The organism is Micrococcus sp. M4NT (assembly GCF_033790745.1).
Classification (GTDB): domain Bacteria; phylum Actinomycetota; class Actinomycetes; order Actinomycetales; family Micrococcaceae; genus Micrococcus.
The window spans coordinates 154,878-180,390 of record NZ_JAMYEH010000003.1; the positions used below are offsets into that span (position 1 = coordinate 154,878).

21 protein-coding genes and 1 tRNA gene are annotated in these 25,513 nt (G+C 74.4%); 12 read left to right on the top strand and 10 right to left on the bottom strand.

Translation table 11 applies throughout. The features are described 5' to 3' along the window. Window positions 1-92: 92 nt before the first annotated feature. Window positions 93-2,180: an NHL domain-containing thioredoxin family protein gene (locus tag NJC10_RS03160; protein ID WP_319074536.1), complete on the top strand. Its 2,088-nt coding sequence runs from the start codon at window positions 93-95 to the stop codon at window positions 2,178-2,180. A 40-nt stretch (window positions 2,181-2,220) separates the two neighbouring features. Beyond that, window positions 2,221-2,700, top strand: a complete 480-nt coding sequence (locus NJC10_RS03165) for a flavodoxin domain-containing protein (RefSeq protein ID WP_319074538.1) — start codon at window positions 2,221-2,223, stop codon at window positions 2,698-2,700. Window positions 2,701-2,741: 41 nt separating this feature from the next. Here the strand turns inward: NJC10_RS03165 and NJC10_RS03170 are convergent, their stop codons facing one another. The 5 genes from NJC10_RS03170 to NJC10_RS03190 all read right to left on the bottom strand — a co-directional run bounded on the left by NJC10_RS03170 (window position 2,742) and on the right by NJC10_RS03190 (window position 7,565). Continuing rightward, window positions 2,742-4,403, bottom strand: coding sequence for a helicase HerA-like domain-containing protein (locus NJC10_RS03170; protein ID WP_298712465.1), 1,662 nt, complete (start codon window positions 4,401-4,403; stop codon window positions 2,742-2,744). A gap of 65 nt (window positions 4,404-4,468) precedes the next feature. Beyond that, window positions 4,469-5,443, bottom strand: a complete 975-nt coding sequence (locus NJC10_RS03175) for an AEC family transporter (protein WP_319074540.1) — start codon at window positions 5,441-5,443, stop codon at window positions 4,469-4,471. 202 nt (window positions 5,444-5,645) lie between these two features. Continuing rightward, window positions 5,646-5,719 (bottom strand) — tRNA-Gly (locus NJC10_RS03180). A gap of 56 nt (window positions 5,720-5,775) precedes the next feature. Then, on the bottom strand, window positions 5,776-7,017 hold the full coding sequence (locus NJC10_RS03185; RefSeq protein ID WP_319074541.1) for a cation:proton antiporter: 1,242 nt from the start codon (window positions 7,015-7,017) through the stop codon (window positions 5,776-5,778). 68 nt (window positions 7,018-7,085) lie between these two features. After that, complete coding sequence (locus NJC10_RS03190; protein WP_248116295.1) at window positions 7,086-7,565, bottom strand: cation:proton antiporter regulatory subunit; 480 nt, start codon at window positions 7,563-7,565, stop codon at window positions 7,086-7,088. 33 nt (window positions 7,566-7,598) lie between these two features. Here NJC10_RS03190 and dcd point away from each other — a divergent pair, with 33 nt between their 5' ends. The 8 genes from dcd to mnhG all read left to right on the top strand — a co-directional run bounded on the left by dcd (window position 7,599) and on the right by mnhG (window position 16,452). Continuing rightward, window positions 7,599-8,180 carry a dCTP deaminase gene (gene dcd / locus NJC10_RS03195; protein WP_248116297.1) on the top strand — a complete coding sequence of 194 codons (582 nt, stop codon included), beginning with the start codon at window positions 7,599-7,601 and terminating at the stop codon, window positions 8,178-8,180. Window position 8,181: 1 nt separating this feature from the next. Continuing rightward, a complete protein-coding gene (locus tag NJC10_RS03200; protein ID WP_319074543.1) occupies window positions 8,182-9,510 on the top strand; it encodes an MFS transporter in 1,329 nt (442 codons plus the stop codon). Window positions 9,511-9,585: 75 nt separating this feature from the next. Next, a complete protein-coding gene (locus NJC10_RS03205; RefSeq protein ID WP_319074544.1) occupies window positions 9,586-12,702 on the top strand; it encodes a Na+/H+ antiporter subunit A in 3,117 nt (1,038 codons plus the stop codon). Further along, window positions 12,699-13,274: a sodium:proton antiporter gene (locus NJC10_RS03210; RefSeq protein WP_248116302.1), complete on the top strand. Its 576-nt coding sequence runs from the start codon at window positions 12,699-12,701 to the stop codon at window positions 13,272-13,274. Before NJC10_RS03205 ends, NJC10_RS03210 begins: the two co-directional genes overlap by 4 nt. Next, complete coding sequence (locus tag NJC10_RS03215) at window positions 13,271-14,902, top strand: Na+/H+ antiporter subunit D (protein WP_248116304.1); 1,632 nt, start codon at window positions 13,271-13,273, stop codon at window positions 14,900-14,902. Before NJC10_RS03210 ends, NJC10_RS03215 begins: the two co-directional genes overlap by 4 nt. Then, window positions 14,889-15,641 (top strand): Na+/H+ antiporter subunit E, encoded by a 753-nt coding sequence (locus NJC10_RS03220; protein ID WP_319074547.1) that lies wholly within the window; start codon window positions 14,889-14,891, stop codon window positions 15,639-15,641. Before NJC10_RS03215 ends, NJC10_RS03220 begins: the two co-directional genes overlap by 14 nt. Next, complete coding sequence (locus tag NJC10_RS03225) at window positions 15,638-15,997, top strand: monovalent cation/H+ antiporter complex subunit F (RefSeq protein ID WP_298712486.1); 360 nt, start codon at window positions 15,638-15,640, stop codon at window positions 15,995-15,997. Before NJC10_RS03220 ends, NJC10_RS03225 begins: the two co-directional genes overlap by 4 nt. Beyond that, entirely contained in the window at window positions 15,994-16,452 is a 459-nt protein-coding gene (mnhG, locus tag NJC10_RS03230) for a monovalent cation/H(+) antiporter subunit G (protein ID WP_319074549.1), read from the top strand. The genes NJC10_RS03225 and mnhG overlap by 4 nt, the downstream gene beginning before the upstream one ends. 17 nt (window positions 16,453-16,469) lie before the next feature. Here mnhG and NJC10_RS03235 read toward each other — a convergent pair whose 3' ends face one another. Genes NJC10_RS03235 through NJC10_RS03245 form a run of 3 tightly spaced genes read right to left on the bottom strand, consistent with a single transcriptional unit; the run spans window position 16,470 to window position 21,187 of the window. Then, complete coding sequence (locus NJC10_RS03235; RefSeq protein WP_248116311.1) at window positions 16,470-16,748, bottom strand: DUF4235 domain-containing protein; 279 nt, start codon at window positions 16,746-16,748, stop codon at window positions 16,470-16,472. A 54-nt stretch (window positions 16,749-16,802) separates the two neighbouring features. Then, window positions 16,803-17,807: an aminotransferase class IV gene (locus NJC10_RS03240; protein ID WP_319074551.1), complete on the bottom strand. Its 1,005-nt coding sequence runs from the start codon at window positions 17,805-17,807 to the stop codon at window positions 16,803-16,805. A gap of 29 nt (window positions 17,808-17,836) precedes the next feature. Then, a complete protein-coding gene (locus NJC10_RS03245) occupies window positions 17,837-21,187 on the bottom strand; it encodes an MMPL family transporter (protein WP_319074553.1) in 3,351 nt (1,116 codons plus the stop codon). A 207-nt stretch (window positions 21,188-21,394) separates the two neighbouring features. Here NJC10_RS03245 and NJC10_RS03250 point away from each other — a divergent pair, with 207 nt between their 5' ends. Continuing rightward, window positions 21,395-22,039 (top strand): TetR/AcrR family transcriptional regulator, encoded by a 645-nt coding sequence (locus tag NJC10_RS03250; RefSeq protein WP_248116318.1) that lies wholly within the window; start codon window positions 21,395-21,397, stop codon window positions 22,037-22,039. Window positions 22,040-22,075: 36 nt separating this feature from the next. On the opposite strand, the gene NJC10_RS03255 is transcribed toward NJC10_RS03250, so the two are convergent. Both NJC10_RS03255 and NJC10_RS03260 read right to left on the bottom strand, forming a co-directional pair. Beyond that, the gene (locus NJC10_RS03255) at window positions 22,076-22,603 is read right to left on the bottom strand and encodes a hypothetical protein (protein ID WP_248116320.1); all 528 of its coding nucleotides are present in this window, start codon (window positions 22,601-22,603) and stop codon (window positions 22,076-22,078) included. Beyond that, entirely contained in the window at window positions 22,600-23,076 is a 477-nt protein-coding gene (locus tag NJC10_RS03260; RefSeq protein WP_248116322.1) for a MarR family winged helix-turn-helix transcriptional regulator, read from the bottom strand. The genes NJC10_RS03255 and NJC10_RS03260 overlap by 4 nt, the downstream gene beginning before the upstream one ends. 64 nt (window positions 23,077-23,140) lie before the next feature. On the opposite strand from NJC10_RS03260, the gene NJC10_RS03265 reads away from it, so the two are divergent. Continuing rightward, complete coding sequence (locus NJC10_RS03265) at window positions 23,141-25,498, top strand: MMPL family transporter (RefSeq protein WP_319074554.1); 2,358 nt, start codon at window positions 23,141-23,143, stop codon at window positions 25,496-25,498. Window positions 25,499-25,513 lie beyond the last annotated feature (15 nt).

Consider the following 25,513-nt stretch of genomic DNA (forward strand, 5'->3'; position numbering starts at 1 on the left):
GGCCGCGGTGGCCGGAGCCGCCGCGGCCCGCGGCCCCGGCTTTGCGACGCGGCATGTCGTGACCCGCGGGGCGGGGGACCACAATGGACGCCATGACGTCGCAGAATGCCGCCTCGCCCACCCTCCCCGTGCCGCGCACGAGCGCCCGCGTGCGGGCCTCCGAGCTCGTGGGCCGCGGCTGGCTCAACACCGGCGGGGAGACCGTCACCCTCGCGGACCTGCGCGGCAAGATCGTGATCCTCGACTTCTGGACGTTCTGCTGCATCAACTGCCTCCACGTGCTGGACGAGCTGCGCCCCCTGGAGGAGGAGTTCTCGGACGTGGTGGTGACCGTGGGCGTGCACTCGCCCAAGTTCGAGCACGAGGCGGACCCGGCGGCGCTCGCGGCCGCCGTCGAGCGCTACGCGATCGCCCACCCCGTGCTGGACGACCCCGAGCTGACCACGTGGCAGGCCTACTCGGCGCGCGCGTGGCCCACCCTCGTGGTGGTGGACCCCGAGGGGTGCATCGCCGCCACCCTCTCCGGTGAGGGCCACGTGGCGGGCCTGCACTCCCTCGTGCAGGAGCTCGTGGCGGAGCACGAGGCCAAGGGCACCCTGCACCGGGGCAGCGGGCCGTACGTGCCGCCGGCCCCGGTGGCGCGGGACCTGAAGTTCCCCGGCAAGGCCGTCTCGCTCGGCGGGCGCGGCTCGCAGCCGGGCGCGTTCCTCGTGGCGGACACGGGACACCACCGGATCGTCGAGGTCGCCGAGGACCTCACCACCGTGCTGCGCGCGTGGGGCGGCGGGGACCCGGCGCAGGCCTCGGCGGAGGCGGCCGGGCTCGCCCTCCCGACGCCGGGCACGCGCGGGCACCGCGACGGCGGCCCGGAGACCGCCCTCTTCAACGAGCCCAACGGCCTGCTCGTGCTGCCCGAGGACGTGGCGGCCCGGCTCGGGTGCGACGTGCTGGTGGCCGACACCGTGAACCACCGCCTGCGCGGTCTCTCGCTCACCACGGGCGAGGTCACCACCCTGGCCGGCAACGGCGTGCAGCGCCTGATCGACTCCGAGCGGGCCAAGGCCGCGGCCGGCGCCGACGGGGCGGACCCCGCGGACGGCCCCGCCGTCGACCTGGGCGTGATCGAGGCGGACCCGCTGACCGTCTCCCTCTCCTCGCCGTGGGACCTCGCGTGGGACGGCGCGGCCGGGCGCGTGGTCGTGGCGATGGCCGGCACGCACCAGCTCTTCTCCTTCGACCCCGAGGCGCGTCGCCTCGCGGTCTTCGCGGGCACCGGCCTCGAGGGTCTCACCGACGGCGCCGCCGCCACCGCGTGGTTCGCGCAGACCTCCGGCCTCTCCTACGGCCCGGACGCCACCCTGTGGGCCGCCGACTCCGAGACCTCCGCGATCCGCTGGGTGCGCGAGGCGGACGGGGAGCGCACGGTGGGCACCGCCGTCGGGACGGGCCTGTTCGACTTCGGCTTCGTGGACGGCGAGGCCGCCCAGGCCCGGCTCCAGCACCCGCTCGGGGTGACCGCGCTGCCGGACGGCTCCGTGCTCGTGGCGGACACGTACAACGGGGCGATCCGCCGGTACGCGCCCGCCGGCGAGGACGCCGCCGGCCGCCCGACGCCGGCCGTGGTCTCCACCCTGGCGCGGGGTCTCCAGGAGCCCTCCGACGTGCTCGTGGAGGAGGACGCGGAGGGGAACGCGAGCGCGATCGTCGTCGTGGAGACCAACGCGCACCGGCTCGTGCGGATCGGCGTGCCCGAGGAGTACCTGAGCGTGGACGAGGGCGCGCGTCAGACGCAGCGGCCCCGCACGCCGATGGTGGCGGGCGAGGTGACCCTGGGGATCGGCTTCGCGGCGCCCTCCGGGCAGAAGCTCGACGACCGCTGGGGCGACCCCACGCAGCTCAAGGTCTCCTCCTCGCCGGAGGAGCTGCTCCTCGAGGGCGCGGGCACGTCCACGGGGCTGAGCCGCACGCTGCGCCTGAACCCGGACGTCCCCGAGGGCGTCCTGCACATCACCGCGCGCGCCGCGGCGTGCGACGGCGAGAAGGGCCAGCCGATCCCGGACCACGCGGCCTGCCACCTGTACCAGCAGGACTGGGGGATCCCCGTGAGCGTGCACGCCCCCGGGCAGGCCCCGGAGGGTGCGGAGTCCCGCCTGGACCTGGACCTGCGCGGGATACACTGAGCCCGACGTCCCACCGCCGACCCGAAGGGTGCGCAGTCCCATGACCACGCTCATCGTCGCCTCGTCCCACCACGGCTCCACCCGCGAGATCGCCGAGCGCGTCGCCGAGGTGCTGCGGACCAGCCAGTCCGTGGAGACCGTCGTGGAGGATCCCGCCGGCGCCGGCGCCTGGCTGGACACCGCGGACGCCGTCATCGTCGCCGCGCCCGTGTACACCGGCTCCCTCGACGCGGAGGCCAAGCACTTCCTGGACTCTCGCCGCGCCGAGCTGTCCCTGCGCCCGCTGGTCATCCTGGCCTCCGGCGGCGCCCCGGAGCCGCTGCCCAAGGTCGCCGCGCAGCTCGAGACCTACGGTGCCCGGGACGTGGCCTACTTCCGCGGGGCCCTCGTGGAGGAGCGGCTCAGCTGGATCGAGCGCATGAAGCTGAAGGTCTCCAAGAACGAGCACTACGGCGACTTCCGCGACTGGGACGCCATCGAGCGCTGGGCCACGTCCCTCACGCACCACGGCGTGCGCTGACCCCGCGGCGCCTCCACCGACGACGTCGGCCCCGGCGCGGGTCAGCGGCCGAACAGCCCGCCCAGCAGCCCGCCGCCGCGGCGGCTGCGCGTGCCGAACACGCCGCGCACCACCTCGCGGCCCAGCTGTGTGCCGGCCGACTTCACGAAGTTGCCCATGGCCCTCTCGAACTCGCTGGGCTTCTCGGCCTCCCGCCGCGCGCGCTCGGCGGCCTTCTCCTCCTCGCGGCGCATCTTCTCGAGGTCGCCGAGGTCGACGCCGGAGACCACCGTGCCGCCGTCGGCGCGCCCGTCCGCCAGGCGGGCGTCCTCCCCGCGGGCGCTGCCGCCGGTGGCGGGAGCCTCCGCGGCCTCGGCCGCCAGCTTCTCCGCCGCGGACTCCCGGTCCACGGCCGTGCCGTACTCCGCCATGAGCGGGGAGGCCGCCACGATCGCCTGCATGGCCTCGGCCGCGGCGGGCTCCATGGCCGACTCGGGGGACCACATGCGGGTCAGCGCCACGGGCGTCGGGGCCCCGTCCGGATCCATCACCGTGACCACGGCCTCGCCGACCTTCGCGGAGGTGAGGACCTCGGCGAGGTCGTAGTCCGTCGTCGGGAAGGTCTGGACGGTCTGCTTGAGCGCCTTGGCGTCCTGCGGGGTGAAGGCGCGCAGCGCGTGCTGGACGCGGTTGGCCAGCTGGCCGAGCACCTCGGCGGGCACGTCCTGCGGCGTCTGGGTGACGAAGAACAGGCCCACGCCCTTCGAGCGGATGAGCCGCACGGTGGTCGTGATGGAGTCCAGGAACGCGTCCGAGGCGCCCTTGAAGATCAGGTGCGCCTCATCGAGGAAGAACACGAGCTTGGGCTTGTCCAGGTCGCCCGCCTCGGGGAGCTCGGCGAAGAGGTCGGCCAGCAGCCAGATCATGAAGGTGGAGAACAGCTGCGGCTTGGTGGCCAGGGTGGGCAGCTCGAGGGCCGAGATCACGCCGCGGCCGTCCGGGGCCACGCGCAGCAGCTCGGCGGTCTCGAACTCGGGCACGCCGAAGAAGCGGTCCATGCCCGCGGCCTCCAGGCCCGTGACCTCGCGCAGGATCACGTTGGCGGTGGCCTTCGCGACGCCGCCCAGGCCCTTGAGGTCGTCCTTGCCCTCGTCGCTGGTCAGGTGGGTGACCACGGCCTTGAGGTCCGTGAGGTCGTCCAGCGGCAGGTCACGCTCGTTCGCCCAGTGGACCATGAGCTGCAGGCAGGACTCCTGGGTCTCGTTGAGGTCCATCACGCGGGAGAGCAGCAGAGGGCCGAAGGCGTCCACGGTGGCGCGTACCGGCACCCCGACGCCGTCGCCGCCCAGGGCGAGGAACTCGACCGGGTAGGCGCGCGGCTCCCACGGCATGCCGGTGGCGGCGGTGCGCTCGGAGAGCTTGTCCGAGGCCGTCCCGGCGGTGGCCAGGCCGGAGAGGTCGCCCTTCACGTCCGCGAGGAACACGGGGACGCCGGCCTTCGAGAGCTGCTCGGCCATCATCTGCAGCGTCTTCGTCTTGCCCGTGCCGGTGGCGCCGGCCACGAGGCCGTGGCGGTTCATCATGCGCAGCGGCAGGCGCACGGGCACCTCGGGGTGCACCTCGCCGTCCACGACGGCGGCCCCCAGCGTGAGTGTGGGGTCCTCGAAGGTGTAGCCCTGGCGGATGGACTCGAGCAGGCCGTCGCCCGCGGTGTTCTCGCTCATGCGGCTCATCCTAGGGCGCACCCCGGCCGTGGCACGTGCGCCGCCGGCGGGCGGGCTCGGCACGGTCAGGCCAGCACGAGCGCCACACCGATCATCGCCGGGATCGCGACGACCGTGGTCACCAGGATGGTGTCCTTCGAGACGCGCAGGCCGGCGTCGTAGCGCACGGCGGAGACGTACACGTTCTGCGCCGTGGGCAGGGAGGCCAGCACGACGGCGACGAACACGTGCCGGGCGTCGAGCCCGAACACGAACTGGGCCAGCACCCAGGCCAGCAGCGGGTGGACGAGCAGCTTCACGGCCGAGGCGATCAGCACGTCCGCCCGACGGCCGCCGGCCCGGGCGAGCGGACGCGAGCCCACGAGCGACATGCCGAACGCGAGGAGCATGGCCGGGATGGACAGCCCGCCGATCAGCTCGACGGACTGCATGAGCGGCCTCGGAAGCGCCCAGCCGGTGACGGAGAAGAGCAGGCCGAGCATCGCGCCCACGACCATGGGGTTGCGGGCGGTCTGGCCGAGCTGGGCGAGCGCCGCCCGTCCGGGGGAGCGGCGCACGGCCCGCCGGCCGGTGGCCCGCTCCTCGGCCTCCCGTGCCGTCGTGGCGTCCATGGCGGCCACGTACAGCGGCGTGTAGACCGCCAGCTGGAAGATGAGCGCCGGCGCGGCGAGGGCCGCGTCGCCGAGCACGTACGTGGCGATCGGGATGCCCAGGTTGGCCGAGTTGACGAGGGACGAGCTCAGGGCGGCCATGACGCGCTCCGAGGGTGGCCGGCCCTGGAGCAGGGGCACCGTGACGGCCAGGTACACGCCCGCGGCGGCGAGCGCGGAGATCGCGGCCACCCACAGCTGGGGGCCCAGCACGGCGGCGACGTCCGCGCGGGAGAGGGTGACGAAGAGCAGGGCGGGGTTGCCCACGAAGAACGCGGTGCGCGAGAGCACCGTGCGGGCGTCCTCGCCGAGCACGCCCGTGCGCCCCACGAGGAAGCCGACGGCGATGATCACCCACACCACGGCGAAGCCGGAGAGGACCTGCTGCACGTCGGGCCTCCTTCCGGGGAGTCGCGGGGGACGGTGTCATGAGACCAGGGCTCGCGCCGGGGATGCCGGGGCCTCGCGGCGGGCCGCGCGCACACGGCCCGCACAGGGTACCCCGGGCGGGGCGCTCGAGACGGGTGCCGGCGTCGTGAGGGGCCGTGCGCACGAGGAAGGGGCCGGATCCTGGTGGATCCGGCCCCTTCGGTGGAGCGGGCGACGGGAATCGAACCCGCGTATCTTGCTTGGGAAGCAAGCGCTCTACCATTGAGCTACGCCCGCGCAACCGCTCGGCTCTCGCCTGCGGCGCGGACACCACCCTACACCAGCGCCCGCACTCAGGCCGTCGCGTGCCCCCGGCCGGCAGCGGCGGCCCGCTCCCTCGCCCGCTTCGCGCGGGAGCGGCCGAAGCCGTCCGCGTAGCGGGCCAGCACGGGCCCTGCCACGGCGAGGAGGAGCACGTAGGCCGTGGCGAACGCCGACACCTCGGGCGGCATGGACCCGGAGGCCACGGCCAGGCCCGCGATGACGATGGAGAACTCGCCGCGGATGGTCAGCGTGGCGCCCGCCCGCCAGCGGCCGGCGACGCCGATGCCCGCCGCGCGCGCCGCGAGGTAGCCCGTGGCCACCTTCGTGGCGGCCGTGACGACGGCGAGGGCGAGCGCGCCCAGCAGCACGGGCGGCAGGGCGCGCGGGTCCGTGTTCATCCCGAAGAGCACGAAGAAGAGGGCGGCGAAGAGGTCCCGCAGCGGCTCGAGCACGGAGCGGGCCTGCTTGGCCGCGGCCCCGGAGATCGCGATGCCCAACAGGAACGCGCCCACGCCGGCGGACACCTGGAGCGCCCCCGCGAGGCCGGCCACGAGCAGGGCGAGACCGAGGAGCTTGAGCAGGAACGCCTCCTGGTCCGGGGACTGGACGAGCCGGGAGATCTGCGGGCCGAACCGCAGGGCGGCGAGCAGGACCACGGTGACCACCACCAGGGCGACGCCCACCGCCGTGAGCCCGGCCATGAGGGCGCTGCCGGCCACGAGGGCCGTCATGAGCGGCAGGTAGACGGCCATGGCGAGGTCCTCGAACACGAGGATGGAGAGCATCACGGGGGTCTCGCGGTTGCCCACACGCCCCAGGTCGCCGAGCACCTTCGCGATGATGCCGGAGGAGGAGATGAACGTGATGCCGCCCAGCACCACCGCGCCCACGGCACCCCAGCCGAGCAGGAGGCCGGCGAGCGCGCCGGGGGTGACGTTGAGGACCACGTCGAGCACGCCGGCCTTCCAGGAGCCGCGCAGCCCCCCCACGAGCTCGCGGGCGGAGTACTCCAGGCCCAGCATGAGCAGGAGGAGCACCACGCCGATCTCGCTGGCCAGGTGGCTGAACTCGGCGATCGGCTCCATGGGGCCGTGCACCACCCCGGCCTCGTCCACGGTGGGGAACAGCAGCCCGGCGACGCCGATGAGCAGCCCGCCGAGCAGGTAGAGCGGCACGGGGGACATGCCGATCCGCCCGGCCAGGCGCCCGAGCATGCCCAGCAGCAGCAGGACCGCGCCGAGCTCGATGAGCGCGAGGACGGTGGTGTCCATGGGCGCTCCTCTCCGGGGTCGGCGTGCGCGGGGCGGGCCCCGTTCGGGGGCTCGTCCGGCGGGGCGGGTCAGGCGTCGAGCAGGCGTTCGGCCGTCCGGGTGCCCTCGCTCGTCCCCACGACGATCAGCAGGTCCCCGCCCTCGAGCAGGAAGTCGGGGCCGGGGGAGGGGTGGGTCTGCCCGGCCCGCACGACGGCGACGATGGACACGCCCGTGCGGGTGCGCATCTTCGTGGCGCCGAGCTCGGCGTCCGCGTAGGGGGAGTCAGCCGGGAGGATGAGCTGGCGCGTGGTGATGCCGGGCAGGTCCGCGTGCTCGCCCTCCAACTGGGAGACGAGCTGCGGCCCGGCCAGGAGCCCGCCGAGGCTCGCTGCCTCGCTCGAGGAGAGGGCGACGGCCGCGGCGCACGCGTCCGGGTCGTCCGCGTCGGCGAGGAAGAGGTCGGTGGTGCCGTCGCGGTGGATCACGACGCCGATCCGCCGGCCGTCCGCGAGGTCGAGCTCGCGGCGGACGCCGATGCCCGGCAGGGCGGTCTCGTGCATGCTCATGGCGCACACTGTAGCGCCGGATACACTGGCGCCGTGCTGCTCTCCGACCGCGACATCCGCGCCGAGCTCGAGGCCGGCCGGGTCGGCCTGGACCCGCTGGACCCCTCGATGGTCCAGCCTGCGTCCGTGGACGTCCGCCTGGACCGCTTCTTCCGCCTCTTCGACAACCACCGCTACGCGCACATCGACCCCGCGCAGGAGCAGGACGAGCTGACCCGCCTCGTGGAGACGGCCCCGGACGAGCCCTTCATCCTGCACCCGGGCGAGTTCGTGCTCGGTGCCACCTATGAGCAGGTCACGCTCCCCGACGACGTCGCCGCGCGCCTCGAGGGCAAGTCCTCGCTCGGGCGGCTGGGCCTGCTGACCCATTCGACCGCCGGGTTCATCGACCCCGGCTTCACGGGCCACGTCACGCTCGAGCTCTCCAACGTGGCCACCCTGCCCATCACGCTGTGGCCGGGCATGAAGATCGGCCAGCTGTGCTTCTTCCGCATGAGCTCCCCGGCGCAGACGCCGTACGGCGCGGGCGCCTACCAGAACCGGTACCAGGGACAGCGCGGCCCCACGGCCTCCCGCTCCTTCCAGAACTTCCACATCACCCGCATCGAGCGCTGAGATGGCCACGACGCCGGCCCCCGCCCCCGTCGCCCGGCGCGGCCAGGTCCTCGCGTGGGCGGCGTGGGACTGGGGCTCGGCCTCCTTCAACGCCGTCATGGTCACCTTCGTGTTCGGCACGTACCTGGCCTCGGACGCGTTCGGGGCGGACGAGCGGGGCACGGCGTGGCTCTCCGCCGCGATGGCGCTGGCGGGCGTGCTGATCGCCCTCACCGCGCCCGTGCTGGGCCGGCAGGCGGACGGCGCCGGCCGCCGTCGCCTGTGGCTGGGGCTCACCACCGCCGCGGTGATCGCGTGCACCGCGGCCTGCTTCTTCGTCACCCCGCACGAGTCCTCCCTGCTGCTGGGCGTCACCCTGATCGCGCTGGGCACCGTGTTCTTCGAGTTCGCCGAGGTGCAGATCAACGCGATCCTCGTGCAGATCTCCACGCCCGCCACGATCGGACGGGTCTCCGGCATCGGCTGGGGCGCGGGCTACCTCGGCGGGATCGTGCTGCTGCTGATCGTCTACCTCGGCTTCGTCTCCGGGGACGCCCACTGGTTCGGCGTGGGCGAGGACGAGGCGCTCAACATCCGCGTGGTCGCGCTCGTCGCCGCGGCATGGTTCCTCGTCTTCGCGGTCCCGGTGCTCGTCGTCGTCCCGGACCCGCCGCCGGCCCGTGCCGCGGACGGACGTCCGCGCCGGGAGACGATCCTCGGCTCGTACGCCGGGCTGGGCCGCACCCTGGCCCGCATGTGGCGCGAGGACCGCAACACGCTGCGGTTCCTCGTGGCCTCCGCGGTGTTCCGCGACGGCGTGGGCGCCGTGTTCGTGTACGGCGCGATCCTGGGCACCACGGTGTACGGGCTCGACCCCGCGGACGTCATCCTGTTCGCGATCGTGGCGAACGTGGTGGCCGCGCTCGGCGCCTTCGCGGGCGGGCGGCTCGACGACCGCATCGGCCCGCGCCGCGTGATCCTGGGCTCCCTCCTCGCCATGGTCCTCACGGCGGCGGCGCTGTTCCTCGCCTCGGGGACCACGGCGTTCTGGATCGGCGGCCTCGTGCTGTGCCTCTTCGTCGGCCCGGTCCAGTCCGCCTCGCGCGCGTTCCTCGGCCGCGTGACCACCCCGCGCACGGCGGGGGAGGTGTTCGGCCTCTACGCGACGACGGGCCGCGCCGTCGGGTTCATCACCCCGGCGCTCGTCTCCGTGGCCCTCGCCGTCCAGCCGGACAACCGCGCCGTGATCCCCATGATCGGGATCGTGCTCGTGGCGGGCGCCGCCCTGTTCGCCGGGGTCGCAGAGCCGGGCGCGGCCGAGTCGGGCGCCGCGGCCCCCGCCGCCGACTGAGCCCGTCCCGCCCGACGCGGCCCGATCCCGTAAAGTGGCCACAGCCCTCCACCGCCCGTCTGCCCCGGGGATCCCATGCTGCTGACCCTCATCGTCCTGTTCGCCGTTGCGCTCTGTGCTCCCGCGATCTTCCGGTGGACGGGCCGGCAGGGCTTCTACCTCCTCGCCGCCGTCCCGGCCGCGGGATTCCTCTGGGTCCTCGCGCAGCTGCCGCACGTGCTCGCCCTGCAGGAGGCCCTCGACGCCGGCGCCCCCGCGCCCGCCGAGGCGGCGCACCTGGAGCGCACGGTGCCGTGGGTGCCCTACCTGGACATCGACCTGGCCTTCCGCCTGGACGCGCTCGCCGCCTTCATGTCGCTCATCGTGCTGGGCGTGGGCGCCCTCGTGCTCGCGTACTGCGCCCGCTACTTCGCCCCTGACGAGCGGCGCAGCGGCGTCTTCGGCGGGCAGCTGCTCGCGTTCGCGGGCGCGATGTTCGGCCTCGTCACCACGGACGACCTCATGGTGCTCTACACCTTCTGGGAGATCACCTCCGTCCTGTCCTTCCTGCTGATCGGCTACTCGGGCCACCGGATCTTCGCCCGCCGCTCCGCCATCCAGGCCCTGATCGTCACCACCTTCGGCGGCCTGGCCATGCTGGTGGGCCTCGTCATGCTCGCCCACCTCTCCGGCTCGTGGCGGGTCTCCGGCGTGCTGGCCGCGGCGCCGGCCCTCGTGGCGGACGCCGCGGTGCGCGGGATGCTGGAGGCCGCCGTCGCGCTCGTGCTGCTCGGTGCCCTCACCAAGTCGGCCCAGGCGCCGTTCCACTTCTGGCTGCCGGCCGCCATGGCCGCCCCGACCCCCGTGTCCGCGTACCTGCACGCGGCCGCCATGGTGAAGGCCGGCGTCTTCCTCGTGGCCCGCCTGGCACCCGCCTTCGCCACCCTCGTCTCCTGGCAGACGCTCGTGCTCGGCGTGGGCCTGGCCACCCTTCTCCTGGGCGGCTGGCGGGCGATGCGCCAGGACGACATCAAGCTCATCCTGGCCTACGGCACCGTCTCGCAGCTCGGCTTCCTCATGGTGGCCAACGGCCTGGGCACCCGCGACGCCGCGATGGCGGGCCTGGCGATGCTCCTGGCCCACGCGATCTTCAAGGCCCCGCTGTTCATGGTGGTGGGCGTGATCGACCACGAAGCCGGCACCCGCGACCTGCGCGAGCTCTCCGGCATCGGCCGCCGCCACCCGGTGCTGGCCGGCGTCGCCGTGCTGGCGGCGGCCTCCATGGCCGGCCTGCCGCCACTGTTCGGCTTCGTGGCCAAGGAGTCCGTGCTGGAGACCCTGGCCGCCCACGGGGAGCACGGGGCCGGGGCCTGGGCCTGGGCCCCGTTCGTGCTCATGGCGGTCGGCTCCGTGCTCACGTTCGCGTACACGTGGCGGTTCGTGTGGGGCGCGTTCGGGCGGCGCGACCCACGGGACGCGAAGGAGCCCGGCGTCGGCGGGCCCCGCCCCGTCACCGAGTTCCACTCGCCCGTCACGGCGCTGCAGCTCGGACCCGCCGCCGTGCTCGCGGTGGCGTGCCTGGTCCTCGGGCTCGTGCCGGGCAGCGTGGCGCCGCTCGTGGAGGCGGCCACGCACGGACTGGCGCCGGCGTCGCCCGGTGAGAAGCCCGCGCACCTCGCACTGTGGCACGGCTTCACCCCGATCCTGGCGGTCTCGGCGGGCATCTGGGCTCTGGGCGCCCTGCTGGCGTGGACCCGCCGCCCCGTCCAGGCCCTCCAGGCCCGCCTGCAGTCCCCCGTGGACGCCGCCCGGACCTACGGCCGGCTCATCGGCGTCCTCGACGAGGTCGCCGTGTGGGTCACCGGCCGCACCCAGACCGGCTCGCTGCGCCGCTACCTGGCCATCATGTTCGCGTGCGCGTCCGTCCTGCCCCTGGGGTTCCTGCTCCTGCCGGTGGGGGACTCCGATCGCGTCCTGGCCACCTCGTTCCTCGACGCCCGGATCGTCCTCGCGGAGTCGCCGGCCCAGCTGGGCGTGGCGGTCCTGCTGTGCGTGGCGGCCGTGGCGACCGTCCGCGCCCACCGCCGCTTCATGGCGGTCATGCTCGTGTCCGTCACGGGCTACGGGGCGGCCGCCCTCTTCGCCATGCGCGGCGCCCCGGACCTGGCCATCACGCAGGTGCTCGTGGAGTCGGTCGTCCTCGTCACCCTCATCTTCGGCCTGCGCGTCCTCCCGCCGGAGTGGCTCGCCCGACGCGAGGGCAACCGCAGGCTGACCCGCCTGCTGCTGGCCCTGTCCTTCTCCGCGGTCATGGTGTGGGTCGCGGCCACGTCCCTGGCCGCCCGCACCGCGGAGCGGATCTCCGTGCCCATGCCGGACCTCGCCTACGAGTTCGGCTACGGCACCAACGCCGTCAACGTGACGCTGGTGGACATCCGCGCGTGGGACACGTGGGGGGAGATCACCGTGCTCGCCGCGGCCGCCACGGGCGTGGCCTCCCTCGTCTTCCTGCAGCACCGCGACGGCCCCGGCAAGGACATCGCCGACGTCCGCTCCGGGAGCGTGGGCGACTTCGGCGCCGACTCCGCTCTCGGCGCCCGGGAGCTCACCGTGGTCCGCGCCTTCGCGGTGGACGACACGAACAACCAGTGGCTCGTGGCGGGGCGCACCATGGCGCCCGAGCGGCGCTCGATCATCCTCGAGGTGGTCACGCGCTTCATGTTCCCGATCATGATGCTCATGTCCCTCTACCTCCTCCTGGCGGGGCACAACACCCCGGGCGGCGGCTTCGCCGGCGCCCTCCTGGCCGGGCTGGCGCTGACCCTGCGGTACCTCGCGGGGGGGCGGTTCGAGCTCCAGGAGGCCTCGCTGATCCCCGCCGGCGCGATGCTCGGCCTCGGCCTGGGCCTGGCCACGCTCGTCGGCATCGCCCCCGTCTTCTTCGGCGGCCAGATCCTGCAGTCCTACGCCCTCGAGCTCCACGGCCTGCCCCTGTTCGGGGACCACCTCAAGTTCGTCTCGGCCACCGCGTTCGACGTGGGCGTCTACCTCGTGGTGGTGGGCCTGGTCATGGACGTGCTGCGCTCCCTCGGCGGCGAGGTGGACCGGCGCGGAGAGGCGGCCCGCCGGGCCCGCCGCCGCGCCGCGGAGCGCCGCCGGCACCCCCGCCTGCCCACTCCGTCCACTCCGACCGGCCAGGAGGCCGCCCGATGACGACCGTGGACCTGGCCCTGCTGGCCGCGATGGGCGTGATGTTCACGTGCGGGATCTACCTCGTGCTGGAGCGCAACCTCACCCGCATCCTGCTGGGCATCATGCTCATCAACAACGCCGCGATCCTCCTGCTCTTCGCGAGCGCGGGCGGAGTGGGGCAGGCGCCCCTGCGGATCGAGGGCACGGACCCCCGGGCCTACGCGGACACCCTCCCGCAGGCCCTCATCCTCACCGCGATCGTCATCGGCTTCGCCACGAGCGCCTTCCTCACCGCCATGATCTACCGCTCCTGGCTCATCAGCCGCGAGGACCTGATCCAGGTGGACGCGGAGGACGTCAAGATCGCCAGCCAGCCCGCGTGGGACGTCGAGGACGACTCGGTGCTCGTGGAGGAGTCCTCCGAGTTCATCGACGACGCCGCGGACCCGAACGCGCACTACGAGCACGCGACCCCGGACGCGCCCCGCGCACCGGAGCGGCGGTCCGTCCGCCCGGCCGCGGCGGCACGCACCGCCCCGTCGGCACGGAAGCGTCGCGGCCGGCCCCAGGACCAGGAGGGCGAGCGCCCATGACGATCGGCTCCGTGCCCCTCACCGACCTCGCCCCGCTGGCCGTCATGCTGCCGGTGCTCGGGGCCGCCGTCACGTTCACCCTCGTGGGCCGGCCCCGGGCCCAGGTGAGCGTCACCGTCCTCGCGCTCTTCCTCACGCTCGTGCTGAACGCGGCCCTGCTCGCCGCGGTGTGGGAGGCGGGCGTGGCGGTGGTGGAGCTGGCCGGGTGGCCCGCACCGCTCGGCGTCGTGCTCGTGGTGGACCGGCTCTCCGCGCTGATGCTCCTCGTCTCCACGATCATCACCCTCGCGGTGCTCCTGTACGCCTCGGCGCAGGGCCTCATCAGCCGCGACGAGGGCGGGCCCGTCTCGATCTTCCACCCCACGTACCTGATCCTCGTGGCCGGCGTGTCCAACGCGTTCCTCGCCGGCGACCTCTTCAACCTCTACGTGGGCTTCGAGATCCTCCTGACCGCGTCCTACGTGCTGCTCACGCTCGGCGGCACGGCGCAGCGGATGCGCGCGGGCGTCACCTACGTGGTGGTCTCCGTCGTCTCCTCCGTGCTGTTCCTCATCGCGATCGCCATGATCTACGCGGCCACGGGGACGGTGAACATGGCGGACCTGGCGGTGAAGCTCGGCGAGCTGCCGAGCGACATGCAGATGGTGCTCCACGTGATGCTCCTCGTGGGCTTCGCGATCAAGGCCGCCGTGTTCCCCCTCTCCTTCTGGCTGCCGGACTCCTACCCCACGGCTCCGGCACCGGTCACCGCCGTGTTCGCGGGACTGCTCACCAAGGTCGGCGTGTACGCCATGATCCGCACGGAGACCCTCCTGTTCCCCGGGGAGCACGTGAACGATCTCCTGCTGGTGGTCGCGGGGCTGACCATGATCGTGGGCATCCTCGGGGCCCTCGCGCAGACGGACATCAAGCGCATCCTCTCCTTCATCCTGGTCTCCCACATCGGCTACATGATCTTCGGCCTCGGGCTGGCCACCCAGCTGGGCCTGGCGGCGACCGTGTTCTACGTGGCGCACCACATCACGGTGCAGAGCGCGCTGTTCCTCGTCACCGGGCTCATCGAGAACCGGGCCGGCACGGCCAACATCGACCGCCTCGGCTCCCTCGCCCGCGTCTCCCCGCTCGTGGGCCTGCTTTTCCTCATCCCCGCCCTCAACCTGGGCGGCATCCCGCCGTTCTCCGGGTTCCTCGGCAAGGTGGGCCTGCTGCGCGGCGGCGTGGAGCAGGGCGCACCGCTCGCGTACACGCTCGTGATCGTCTCCGTCCTGGCCTCGCTCCTCACGCTGCTGGTCATGGTGCGCGTGTGGACCCGCGCGTTCTGGCGCAGGGTGGAGGACGTGGAGCATCCGCCGGCCCAGCTCGTGGCCGCGTACCAGCGCGTCCTCGAGCGGGGGGAGCGGCCCAAGCGCCTCAGCGCCGGCCTCGTCGTCCCCACCGCGGCGATCGTGGCCCTCAGCGTCGCGTTCACCGTGCTCGCGGGACCCCTCTACGGCCTCGCGGACCGCGCCGCCACGGACATGTTGGAGCGCACGCCCTACATCGGCGCCGTGCTGGGCGAGGACGCCGCGGAGCGCGCCGCGGAGAGCCTGCGCAACGACCCGACGGAGGTGCACGATGCCCACCGCTGACCCTCGCCCGCCGGCACCGCGCACGGCGCCGTCGCGGGACCGGGAGGAGACCGCGGACCCGGCCGTTCCCGCGGACCCGGCCGTTCCCGCGGGCCGGGGCTCCGCCCGCGCGGCGCCCCGGCCCGGCAGTTTCCGTGCCGTGCTGGGCCAGTGGCCCCTCGCCCTCGTCCTCACCCTGGTGTGGGGAGCATTGTGGCAGGACTTCGGCCTGCACGTGCTGCTGCCGGGACTCCTCTTCGCCGCGCTGGTGATCGTGGTGTTCCCCATGCCCGCGATCCCGTTCAGCCGCCGGTTCAGCCCCTGGCACGCGCTCGTGTTCACCGGCCGCTTCCTCGCGGACGTGGTGCGCTCCTCGCTCTCGGTGTCCGCCGTCGTGCTCACGCGGGGCAGGCGGGTGCACAGCTCGATCGTGGGCGTTCGGCTGCGCAGCCACGACGACCTCCTGATCACCCTCGTCAGCCACGCCCTGGCCCTGGTGCCCGGCTCGATCGTGCTGGACGTGGACCGCGCCGACGCCATCCTGTACCTGCACTGCCTGAACGTGACGACGGACGAGGAGATCGCCGCGGTCCGCGCCAAGGCCCTGCGCGTGGAGGCCGGGATCATCCAGGCGGTCGGCTCGCGCACGGACCTGGAGCTGCTGCGCCGCTTCCCCGACTCGGCGCCCCCGCGGGCCGAGATCGCGGGCAACCGGCGGCATCCCGCCTACGGGCCCGCGGCGGAGGAGGAGCGCGCATGATCGACCCGATGACCGTGGCCGCCTACGGGGGCGGCGCGATGCTCTTCGTGGGCGCCGTGGCCGCGCTGCACCGGATCGTGCGGGGCCCGTCCCTGCTGGACCGGGCGATCGCCATCGACGTGCTGCTCGTGGTGCTCTCCTCGGCCCTGGTCCTGGAGATGGCCGTGCACCGCCACACCCATGACATCGTCCTCGTGGTGCTGGCCGCCACGGTGGGCTTCGTGGGCTCGGTGACCGTGGCCCGCTTCGTGGAGGACCGCCGCCCGGAGCACATGCGGGAGGAGATCTCCCTCGTGCCCGGCACCACCGACATCCCGGGCTCGGAAGACGCGCCCGCCGAGGGGGGAGACCGATGACGGACCCGCTGCTGCTGCTGGACTGGCTGGCCGCCCTGCTGATCGTGGCCGGCGCCTTCTTCTCCCTGGTGGCCGGCGTGGGCCTGTTCGTGCTGCCCGACCTGCTCTCCCGCATGCACGCGGCCGCCAAGCCCCAGGTGCTGGGCCTGCTGCTCATGCTCCTGGGGCTCGCGGTGCTCTGGCGCTCGTGGGCGTGGGCGCCCATCCTGCTGCTGGCGTGGGTCGCCCAGATGGTGACGGCCCCCGTGGCCTCCCACCTGGTGGGGCGCACGGGCTACCGCACCAAGCACGCCCAGCACGGGCTGCTGCACCGCGACGACCTGGCCGCGGCGGCCCGCCGCGTGGAGGCCGCCGACGGCGGCGCCCCGCGGCGTCGCCCCCGCCGCCCGCCCGCGGCGCAGCGCGGCGAGGACGCGCCGCACGGCCCGGACCGCGGCGGGAGCCCGACGGGCTGAGCCCGTCGCGCGGGGTCTCAGACCTCGTTGGCGCCGCGGCGGGCGGTCTTCTCGGAGGCCTTGCGGATCGCGGTGCCCGCGCCGCGCTGTCCGGCCACCTTGATGAGCGCGGCCACGCCGGCGGAGATGAAGGCGAAGGAGAGCGCCTCCACGAGGGGCAGCGTCTCGTCCGCGGCGTCGTCCGGTGCGTCGTGCCCGGTGGCGAGCTTCCAGCCCCCGGCCACGAGGCGGGAGCCGATGACTCCGCCGGCCAGGGTGATGCCGGTGGAGAGGATCTTCTGGGCGATGGTGTTCATGGTGCGCCTTCCGTGGGGTGGGACCGGTCCGGGAGTCAGCCTAGCGCGGGGGGATCAGGCGTCCGAGGTGACCGGGTCCCCGCTGACGTGGTGTCCCGGATCGCCGTCGGCGTCCAGCCAGGCCTGGAGCCGGGCCGTCAGGGTGGGGTCCACGGGCGTCTCGCGCCCGTCCACCGCGCGCACGGGGAGCACGCCCCGCACGGAGGAGGCGAGCCAGATCCCGTCCACGTCCTCGAGGTCCGCCGGGACGAGGGGGCCGTAGCCGAGGCGCCAGCCCGCGGCGTGCGCGGCCGCGAAGACCACCGCCTGGGAGGTGCCCGCCAGGATGCCCTTCTGCCGCAGGGGGGTGAGGAGGCGGCGCCGGCCGTCCGGATCGTGCCGCGCGATCAGCACGGTGGAGGTGGGACCTTCGAGGAGGAAGCCGTCCGAGCTCGTGAAGATCACGTCGTCCGCCCCGTGGGCGCGCGCGTGGCGCAGGGCGGCCATGTTCACGGCGTAGCTGAGGGTCTTCGCGCCCGTGAGCAGCCAGGGGGCGTGCTCGGGGGCGGTGGAGTCGATGCCGCGGTCCAGCAGGAGGACGCGGACGCCCGCGCGGCGCTCGGCCTCGTCGGGGGCGGGCACCGGGGTCAGGAGCACCCACGCGGTCGGGTGCGGCGCCGTGCCCGGCGCCGCCTCGGGGCCGCGCGTCGCGGTGAGCCGGACGGAGAGCCGCGCGCCGGGCGCGGGGCGGCTCGCCGCCTCGACGGCGCGCAGGCCGGCGTCGACGGCGGCCTCCCACGCGGCGGCGTCCGGCGCGGGCAGGCGCAGCGCCGTGGCAGAGGAGGCGAGCCGGCCGAGGTGGGCGCGCAGCTTGCGCATCCGCAGCGTCCCGGCCTCGTCCGCGACGGCGAGCGCGGTCTCGAACAGGCCGTCGCCCCGCGTGACGCCCTGGTCTGTGACGCGCAGGTGCGGCACGTCCGGGTCCGCGACCCGGGGACGGACGAGCCCGTGCGCATCCTGCTCGAGCAGGACGAGCACGGGCTCGTGGGCGGCAGGGACGAAGGGCGAGTCGGCGGGCATGGCCCCAGGATAGTGCCGGTCCCGCAGGCTCAGGCGCGGTGCAGGCCGCCCGACTCGGATCCGGCCCCGGTCGCAGCAGGGAGGCCCTCCGCGGCGTCGGCGGGACTGTGGGAGCTGCCGTGGCGCTCGAGCTGGGCGCCCTCCACGTCCACGTCCGGCATGATGCGCTCGAGCCACCTCGGCAGCCACCAGGCGGACTCGCCCAGCAGGTGCATCAGCGCGGGCATCAGCAGCAGGCGCACCACGAAGGCGTCCAGCAGCACGCCGAAGGCGAGGCCGAAGCCGATGGGCCGGATCATCGCGTCGTGGGAGAACACGAAGCCGCCGAAGACGGAGATCATGATGATCGCGGCGGCGATCACCACGGACCGGCCGGCGCGCAGGCCGCTCATCACGGCGCTGCGGGCCGGCTGGCCGTGGGCGTAGGCCTCACGCATGCCGGACGCGATGAACAGCTGGTAGTCCATGGCCAGGCCGAACAGCACGCCGATCATGATCGTCGGCAGGAAGCTCAGGACCGGGCCCGCATGGTGCACGTTGAACACCGAGCCCAACCAGCCCCACTGGTAGATGGCCACCACGCCGCCCATGGCCGCGAACACCGAGAGGACGAAGCCGCCGGTGGCGATCAGCGGGACCAGGATGGAGCGGAACACCAGGATCATGATGAGCAGGGACAGCCCCACCACCACGCCGAGGTAGAGCGGCAGGGCCGAGGCGAGCTTCTCCGAGACGTCGATCGCCCCGGAGGTCATGCCCGCCACCGCCAGGTTCGAGGCCTCGCCCGCGGGCTCCACCGTGCGCAGCTCGTGCACCAGGTCCTCGGTGGAGACCGCGTTGGGCCCCTCCTCGGGCAGCAGCTGCAGCATGCCCAGGGTGCGGTCCTCGTTGAAGCCCGCCGGCACCACCGCGCCGACGTGGTCCAGTGCCGAGAGCTGCTCGCCGACGGCGAGCTGGGCGTCCGTCGCCTGCTCCTCCGAGAGCCCCTCGGGCAGGTCCGTGGTCACCACGAGGGGGCCGTTGTAGCCCTCGCCGAACTTGTCGGCCATGAGCTCGTAGGAGACCTGGGCGTCGGAGCCGACCGGCTCGGACGCGCCGTCCGGCAGGCCCAGGCGCATCGAGAAGAAGGGGATGGAGACCGCCACGAGCAGGGCGATCGCGCCCAGGGTCGTGGCCACCGCGGCGGGGGTGGACATCTGCGGCGAGCGGTGCGCGCCTCGCACGGCATGGGCGGCCTCGGCGGGGTCGGCACCGGTGAGGGGGGCCGTGTGGGAGCCATCGCCCGACGGGGTGAGGGCCTCCAGGCGGGTGCGCTCCTTGCGGGAGAGCACGCGCGTGCCGGCCAGCGAGAGCAGCGCGGGCGTCAGGGTGATGGCCACGAGCACGGCCACGAGCACGCACGCGGCGCCGACGGTGCCCATCAGGCCGAGGAACGGGATGCCGGTGACGTTGAGCGCCACGAGCGCGATGATCACGGTGAGGCCGGCGAACACCACGGCGTTGCCGGACGTGCCGTTGGCCAGGGCGATGGACTCGCGCAGCGGGGTGCCGCGGCGCAGCTCCTGCCGGTGGCGGTTGACGATGAACAGCGCGTAGTCGATCCCGACCGCCAGGCCGAGCATGAGCCCCAGCACGGGGGTCACGGACATCATCTCCACGACGCCGGAGAAGGCGAGCGCGCCGGCGGCGCCCACCCCCACGCCCACGAGGGCGTTCACGAGCGGCAGACCCGCGCCCACGAAGGTGCCGAGCATGAGCACGAGCACGATCGCGGCGATCACGAGGCCCACGACCTCGCCCGGCCCCACGATCTGCGGGACGGTCTGGCTGAGCTGCTGGGAGGGCAGGACCCGCACCCCGTCGATGTCCGCCGCGGTCAGGACGCCCGTGATGGCCTTCTTGTCCTCCGCGGGCACGTCCATGGACGGCTGGTCGAAGGAGACGATCCCGACGGCGGTCGAGCCGTCCTCGGAGACGGCGCGGTAGCCCTCCACGAGGTCCACGGTGCGCTGGCCGCGCTCGGCCTGGGTGCGGGCGTCGGCGAGGTCCTGACGGCCCGTGGCGAGATCCTCCTCGGCCTGCTCCAGCTTCCGCTCGTTGGCCGCGATCTCCTCGCGGCCGGACTCGAGGTCAGCCCTGCCCTGCGCGAGCGTCTCGCGGCCCTCGTCGATCGTGGCCTGCTGCTTCTCGAACTCGGCGCGGGCGGCCTCGCGGGCCTGCTCGCGGCCGGCCTCGAGCTGGGCCTGACCCTCGGCGAGCTCCTTCTCGGACGCCTGCAGCCGGGCGCGGCCCTCGGCGAGCTGCTCACGGCCGGCGTCGACCTGCGCCTGTGCCGCGCTCAGCTGCTCGAGGCCGGACTGGACCTCCGCCTCGCGGGCCTTCAGCTCGGCGTTGGCGGCGTCGAGCTCGGCCTGGGCCCGCTCGATCCGGGCCGCGCCGGCGTCCAGCTCGGCCTGCTGCGCGGCGAACTGCCCAGTGACCTGCTCGGCAGGGACGCCGGCGGCCTCGCCCTGCGCGAGGGCCTGCTCGCGGGCGGCGTCCAGCCGGGCCTGGCCGGCCTCGAGCTGCGCCCGCTGCTCCTCGAGCTCGGCCTTGCCCTCCTCGTACTGGGCCCAGCCCTCGCCCAGCTGCTGACGGCCGGCGTCGAGCTTCTCGCGGTTCGCGTCGACCTCGGCCTGGCCGGCCTCCACCTTCGGCGCCTGCTCCTCGATCTGGGCCCGGCCCTGCTCGAGCCGGGCGCGGCCGTCCTCGAGCTTCTGCTCGGCCTCGCGCAGGGGCGCGGTGGCGTCCTCCGGCAGGGCGGCCAGGCCGCGCTCCTGGAAGTCGGTGCGCGCGGCGTCCAGCGTCGCCTGCCCCTCCTCGAGCTGCCGGGCCGACTCCTCGAGCTTCGCCTGCCCGTCCTCGGCCTGCTCCTTCGCCTCGGCGATCCGTGCCCGGCCGCCGTCGACCTGGCTGCGGCCGTCCGCGAGCCCCTGCTCGCCGTCGGCGATCTGCTGCCGACCGTCCTCGAGAGCGGTGCGGGCGTCCTCCTGCTGCCTCTGCACGTCGAAGGGGTCCACGACGTCGGCCACGGCCTGCTGGTCGCGGACCGTGCTCAGGAGCTGCTCGATCCGATCGCGCTGGTCCGGGGTGAACGCGGAGCCGTCCTCGGTGGCGAAGACCACCTGGCCGGTGCCGCGCGAGGCGTCGGGGAACTCCTCCTTGAGGCGGTCCGTGACCTGGGCCGTGGGGGTGCCCGGGATGGTGACGGCGGAGGAGAGGGTGCCGCCGAAGGCGAGGAAGCCGCCCACGGCGAGGGCCAGGGCGAGGGCCCAGGCGAGGATCACGATCATGGGTCGGCGAGCGGCGCCGAGGCCGAGCCGGTAGAGCAGCTTTGCCATGGGGCGGGGATCTCCAGGGAGCGAGAGGGGGCGTGAGGAGGCGGGGCAGAGGGCCGCCGCGTTGCGCTCAGCGTACAGGTAAGCGGAGCGCCGTGCTCCGTTCATCGTGATCGAGGGACTGTGCGATTGCTCTCCTCCGGCGGCCTGACCTCGCACGTCCGCAACAGGACGCCGCGTTCCCGTGAACCCGTCACTACACTCGTTCGGATGGAGGAGAGCAGCGACGTGGCGGGCACCGCCGCGGCAGCACAGGAGACGTCTGACGACCCCACGGTCCCGGCCGCGCGCCGACGTGGCCGCCCCCGCAGCCAGGCGTCCCGGGAGGCGGTGCTGCGCGCCGCCGCCGAGCTCATGGAGCCCGCGGGCCAGGCGAAGCTCACCATGGAGGGCATCGCGGCCCGTGCGGGGGTGAGCAAGCAGACGGTCTACCGCTGGTGGAGGACGAAGGTGGACGTGCTCGTGGAGGCCGTCGGCGCCGGGTACCTGGACATCCCCCTGCCCCTGCCGCCGGACACCGGGGACCTGCGCGCGGACCTCGCCACGTGGCTGCGCGCGATGGCGGTGGAGATCGACGGCGGCGGCGCCACTCACCTCTCCCAGGCCCTGGTGGGCGCGATCGCCACGGCCGACAGCCAGAGCCAGCAGATCCACGGCGTGCTCGTGGCCCCGCTGCGGCACAGCCTCCACGAGCGGTTCCGCACCGCGGTGCTCGCGGAGGGCGTGGACCGGGAGATGCTGGCCGAGACCGTGGGGGCGCAGCTGATCATGCGCGTGCTGTTCGCCGAGCCGATCACCGAGGAGTGGATCGCCGCGCTCGTGGAGCTCGTGGCGCAGGAGCGGCTCCACGCGTGACGCCGAGGGGCCGGTCCGGTGGGCCCGGTCCACGGTTCAGGGGCCGATCGAGGTCCGCACGTCGGCCGCCCCGGCCGGGTCCTGCGCCGCGAGGTAGCGCTCCTCCTGCGCGGCCCAGCGCTCCCAGTGCGGCGCGTACGCGCCGCCGTCGCGGGCCAGGGCGCGCTCGCGGCGCCTCCGCTCGTCCAGCTCGAGCCAGACGCTCAGCGTGAGGTGGGGCCGGGCTGCGGCGCTCGTGGCGCCCACGCCCTCGCACACCACGACGTCGGCCGGCTCGAGCCGCTGGCCGGCCCCCGGGCGGGCGTGGTGCCAGTCCCAGGCCCGCCACCGCGCAGCACGGCCCGCGCCGAGGTCCCGCAGCGCCGTCACGTACGGCCCTGCGGGGTCGAGCACCGCCTCCAGGCCGTCCCATCCCGCGTAGAAGGACTCCACGTGCAGCACCGCCACGCGGGCGTACGGGGACAGATGCGCCGCGAGGGCGGCCGCGAGGGTGGTCTTGCCGGCGCCGGAGCGGCCGTCCACGCCGACGAGCACGGGGCCTGCCGGTGGTGCGGGGGAGGTCACGGTCCGTCCTCGGCGAGCGGGGCGATGCTCCGGGTGGCCGCGTCCACCACGCGCAGGGCGGTGGCGAGCTCGGCGTCGTCGAAGCCCTCGAGCGCGGCGGCGATGCGGCGGGCCATCGGGCCGAACGCCGCCGAGCCGTCCGCCGAGGCCGCGGGCGTGGGCTCCACGATGACGCGGCGTCCGTCCGTGGCCGAGCGGGCCCGGCGGGCGTGCCCCGAGGCGACGAGACGGTCGATCACGGAGGTCGTGGCAGCACGGGTGAGGTGCAGTCCGTGCCCGAGGTCCGTGGGGGTGGTCGCGAGGCCGCGGCTCGTGCGGCGCATGAGGATCGAGAGGGCGCGCAGGTCCGTGCGGTGCAGGCCGAGGGCGCGGCTCGCCTGGTCGGCGGCCCGGTCGGCCACCTCGGAGAAGGCGCGCAGGCTCGCCAGGAGGGCGAGGGGCTGCTCAGGGCGGTCGGCCGCGGGGGTGGTCACCCCCGGATCCTACCGGCGGGGTCGAATCGTTCGATGATCAAACCATCTTGCTAGGCTGTCCCGCGTGAGCAGCCTCCCCGACCTCTCTCCCTACCGGACCCCCGCCGCAGCGGCCCCCGACGCTCCCGGCCCCGAGCCGTCGCGCGCCGCGGGCGCCCCTGCCGCCGCCCCCGGCGCCCGTGACGAGCGGGCCGCCCGTCCGTCCCGGCTCCTGCGGATCGGCCTCGCGGTGGCGCTGGCGCTCGTGTGGTTCGCCGCGATGGGCCTCGGCGGCCCGACCTTCGGGAAGATCTCCGAGGTCTCCTCGAACGACCAGTCCACGTTCCTGCCCGCCACCGCCGAGTCGACGCTGGCCTCCGAGGCGGCCGCCGGCTTCCGGGACGGCTCGGCGGTCCCCGCGATCATCGTGGGGGAGGCCTCCACGTCAGATCCGGCCGTGGCCTTCCCCGCCCTCGCGGCGCTCGGGGAACGGCTCGGCGAGGTCGAGGGCGTCGAGCGCGTCGTCGGGCCGATCCCCAGCGAGGACGGCCAGGCCGTGCAGTTCCTCGCGCTGATCGGCACGGGCCAGGAGGCGCCGCGGGAGGCCGCCGACGTCGTCGAGGACCTCGAGGCCGTGCTCGCGGACCCGGGCGGCGTGCCCGCCGTGGCCGGCACGCCGGCCGCGGACGCGACCTGGCACGTGGGCGGCCCCGCGGGGCTCGCCTCCGAGCTCGGCGGCGCGTTCGCCGGGATCGACGGGCTGCTGCTGCTCGTGGCCCTCGTCGTGGTGTTCGTGATCCTGGTGGCCGTCTACCGCTCCGTGGTCCTGCCGATCCTGGTGCTGCTCACCTCGATGGGCGCGCTGTGCGCCGCGATCCTCGCGGTGTACTGGATGGCGCGCGCGGACTGGATCCAGCTCAACGGGCAGTCGCAGGGCATCCTGTCCATCCTCGTCATCGGCGCGACGACGGACTACTGCCTGCTCCTCGTGGCCCGCCATCGGGAGGAGCTGCTGCAGAGGGACGGCATCGGCCCAGCCCTGATGGCCGCCGTGCGCGGCTCGTTCGGGGCGATCACCGCCTCGGCGGCCACCGTCGCCGCGGCGCTGCTCATCCTGCTGGTCTCCGACCTCAACTCGAACCGATCGCTCGGCCCGATCGCCGCGTCCGGCATCGTCTTCGCGTGGCTCGCGGCGCTGACCCTGCTCCCGGCCCTGCTGCAGCTCATGGGCCGCGCGGCGTTCTGGCCCACCGTCCCCTCTCCCGAGAGCGCCCGCCGCCGTCGGGAGAAGCGGGCCGCCCGCGGCCGCGGGTTCGTCCAGCCCGAGGACCGCGACGGCGCGCCGATCGCCGGCCTCGAGGAGGACCACGGCGTGTGGACCCGGGTGGCCGCGCTCGTCGCCCGGAACGCGCGCCCCGTCTGGATCGCGACGGCGGCCGTCCTCCTCGCGCTCGCCGCCGGCGTCACGCAGCTGCAGGCCTCGGGCGTGGCCCAGACCGACGTGCTGCTCGGGCAGTCCGACGCGCGGGACGCGCAGGGCCTGCTCTCCCGCCACTTCGAGGCAGGCTCCGGCTCGCCCGCGGAGATCGTCGCGCCTGAGGCGCAGCGGGACCGCGTGCTGGAGATCGTGCGCGGGACCACGGGCGTCGCCTCGGCGGAGCTGGAGGCCGAGCAGTCCGCCGGACCCCCGGCGGGCACCCCTGCCGGTCCGCCCGCCGGTGCGGGACAGCCCGACGCCCCCGCGGAGCCGAAGGTCGTCGACGGCCGCGTCCTCGTCTCGGCGACGCTCGCGGACCCGGCCGACTCCCTCGAGGCCGAGCGCACCGTGGGCGCCCTGCGGGAGAGCCTGGCCGACGTCGAGGGCGAGGTGCTCGTGGGCGGGACGGCCGCGCAGGCCCTCGACGCCAACGAGACCGCCCAGCGGGACCTCCGCCTCGTCATCCCGCTCGTGCTGCTCGTGGTGCTGCTGATCCTGATGGCGCTGCTGCGATCCGTGGTGGCGCCCGTGCTGCTGGTGCTCGCCACGACGCTCAGCTTCGGCTCGGCGCTGGGCGTCTCCACCCTCGTGTTCCAGCACCTGATGGGCTTCGACGACGCCGACCCCACGGTGCCGCTCTACGGGTTCGTGTTCCTCGTGGCGCTGGGGATCGACTACACGATCTTCCTCATGACCCGCGCCCGCGAGGAGACCCCGCGCGTCGGCACCCGGGCGGGCGTGCTGCGCGCGCTCACCGTGACGGGCGGCGTGATCACCTCGGCCGGCGTCGTCCTGGCGGCCACGTTCGCCGCGCTCGCCGTCATCCCGCTCATGTTCATGGTGCAGCTGGCGTTCATCGTGGCGTTCGGCGTCCTGCTCGACACCCTCGTGGTGCGCTCGCTGCTGATCCCCGCCCTCGTGAGGGACATCGGCCCCCGCGTGTGGTGGCCGGCACGAGCCGCCTGAGGGGTGTGCCCCCGC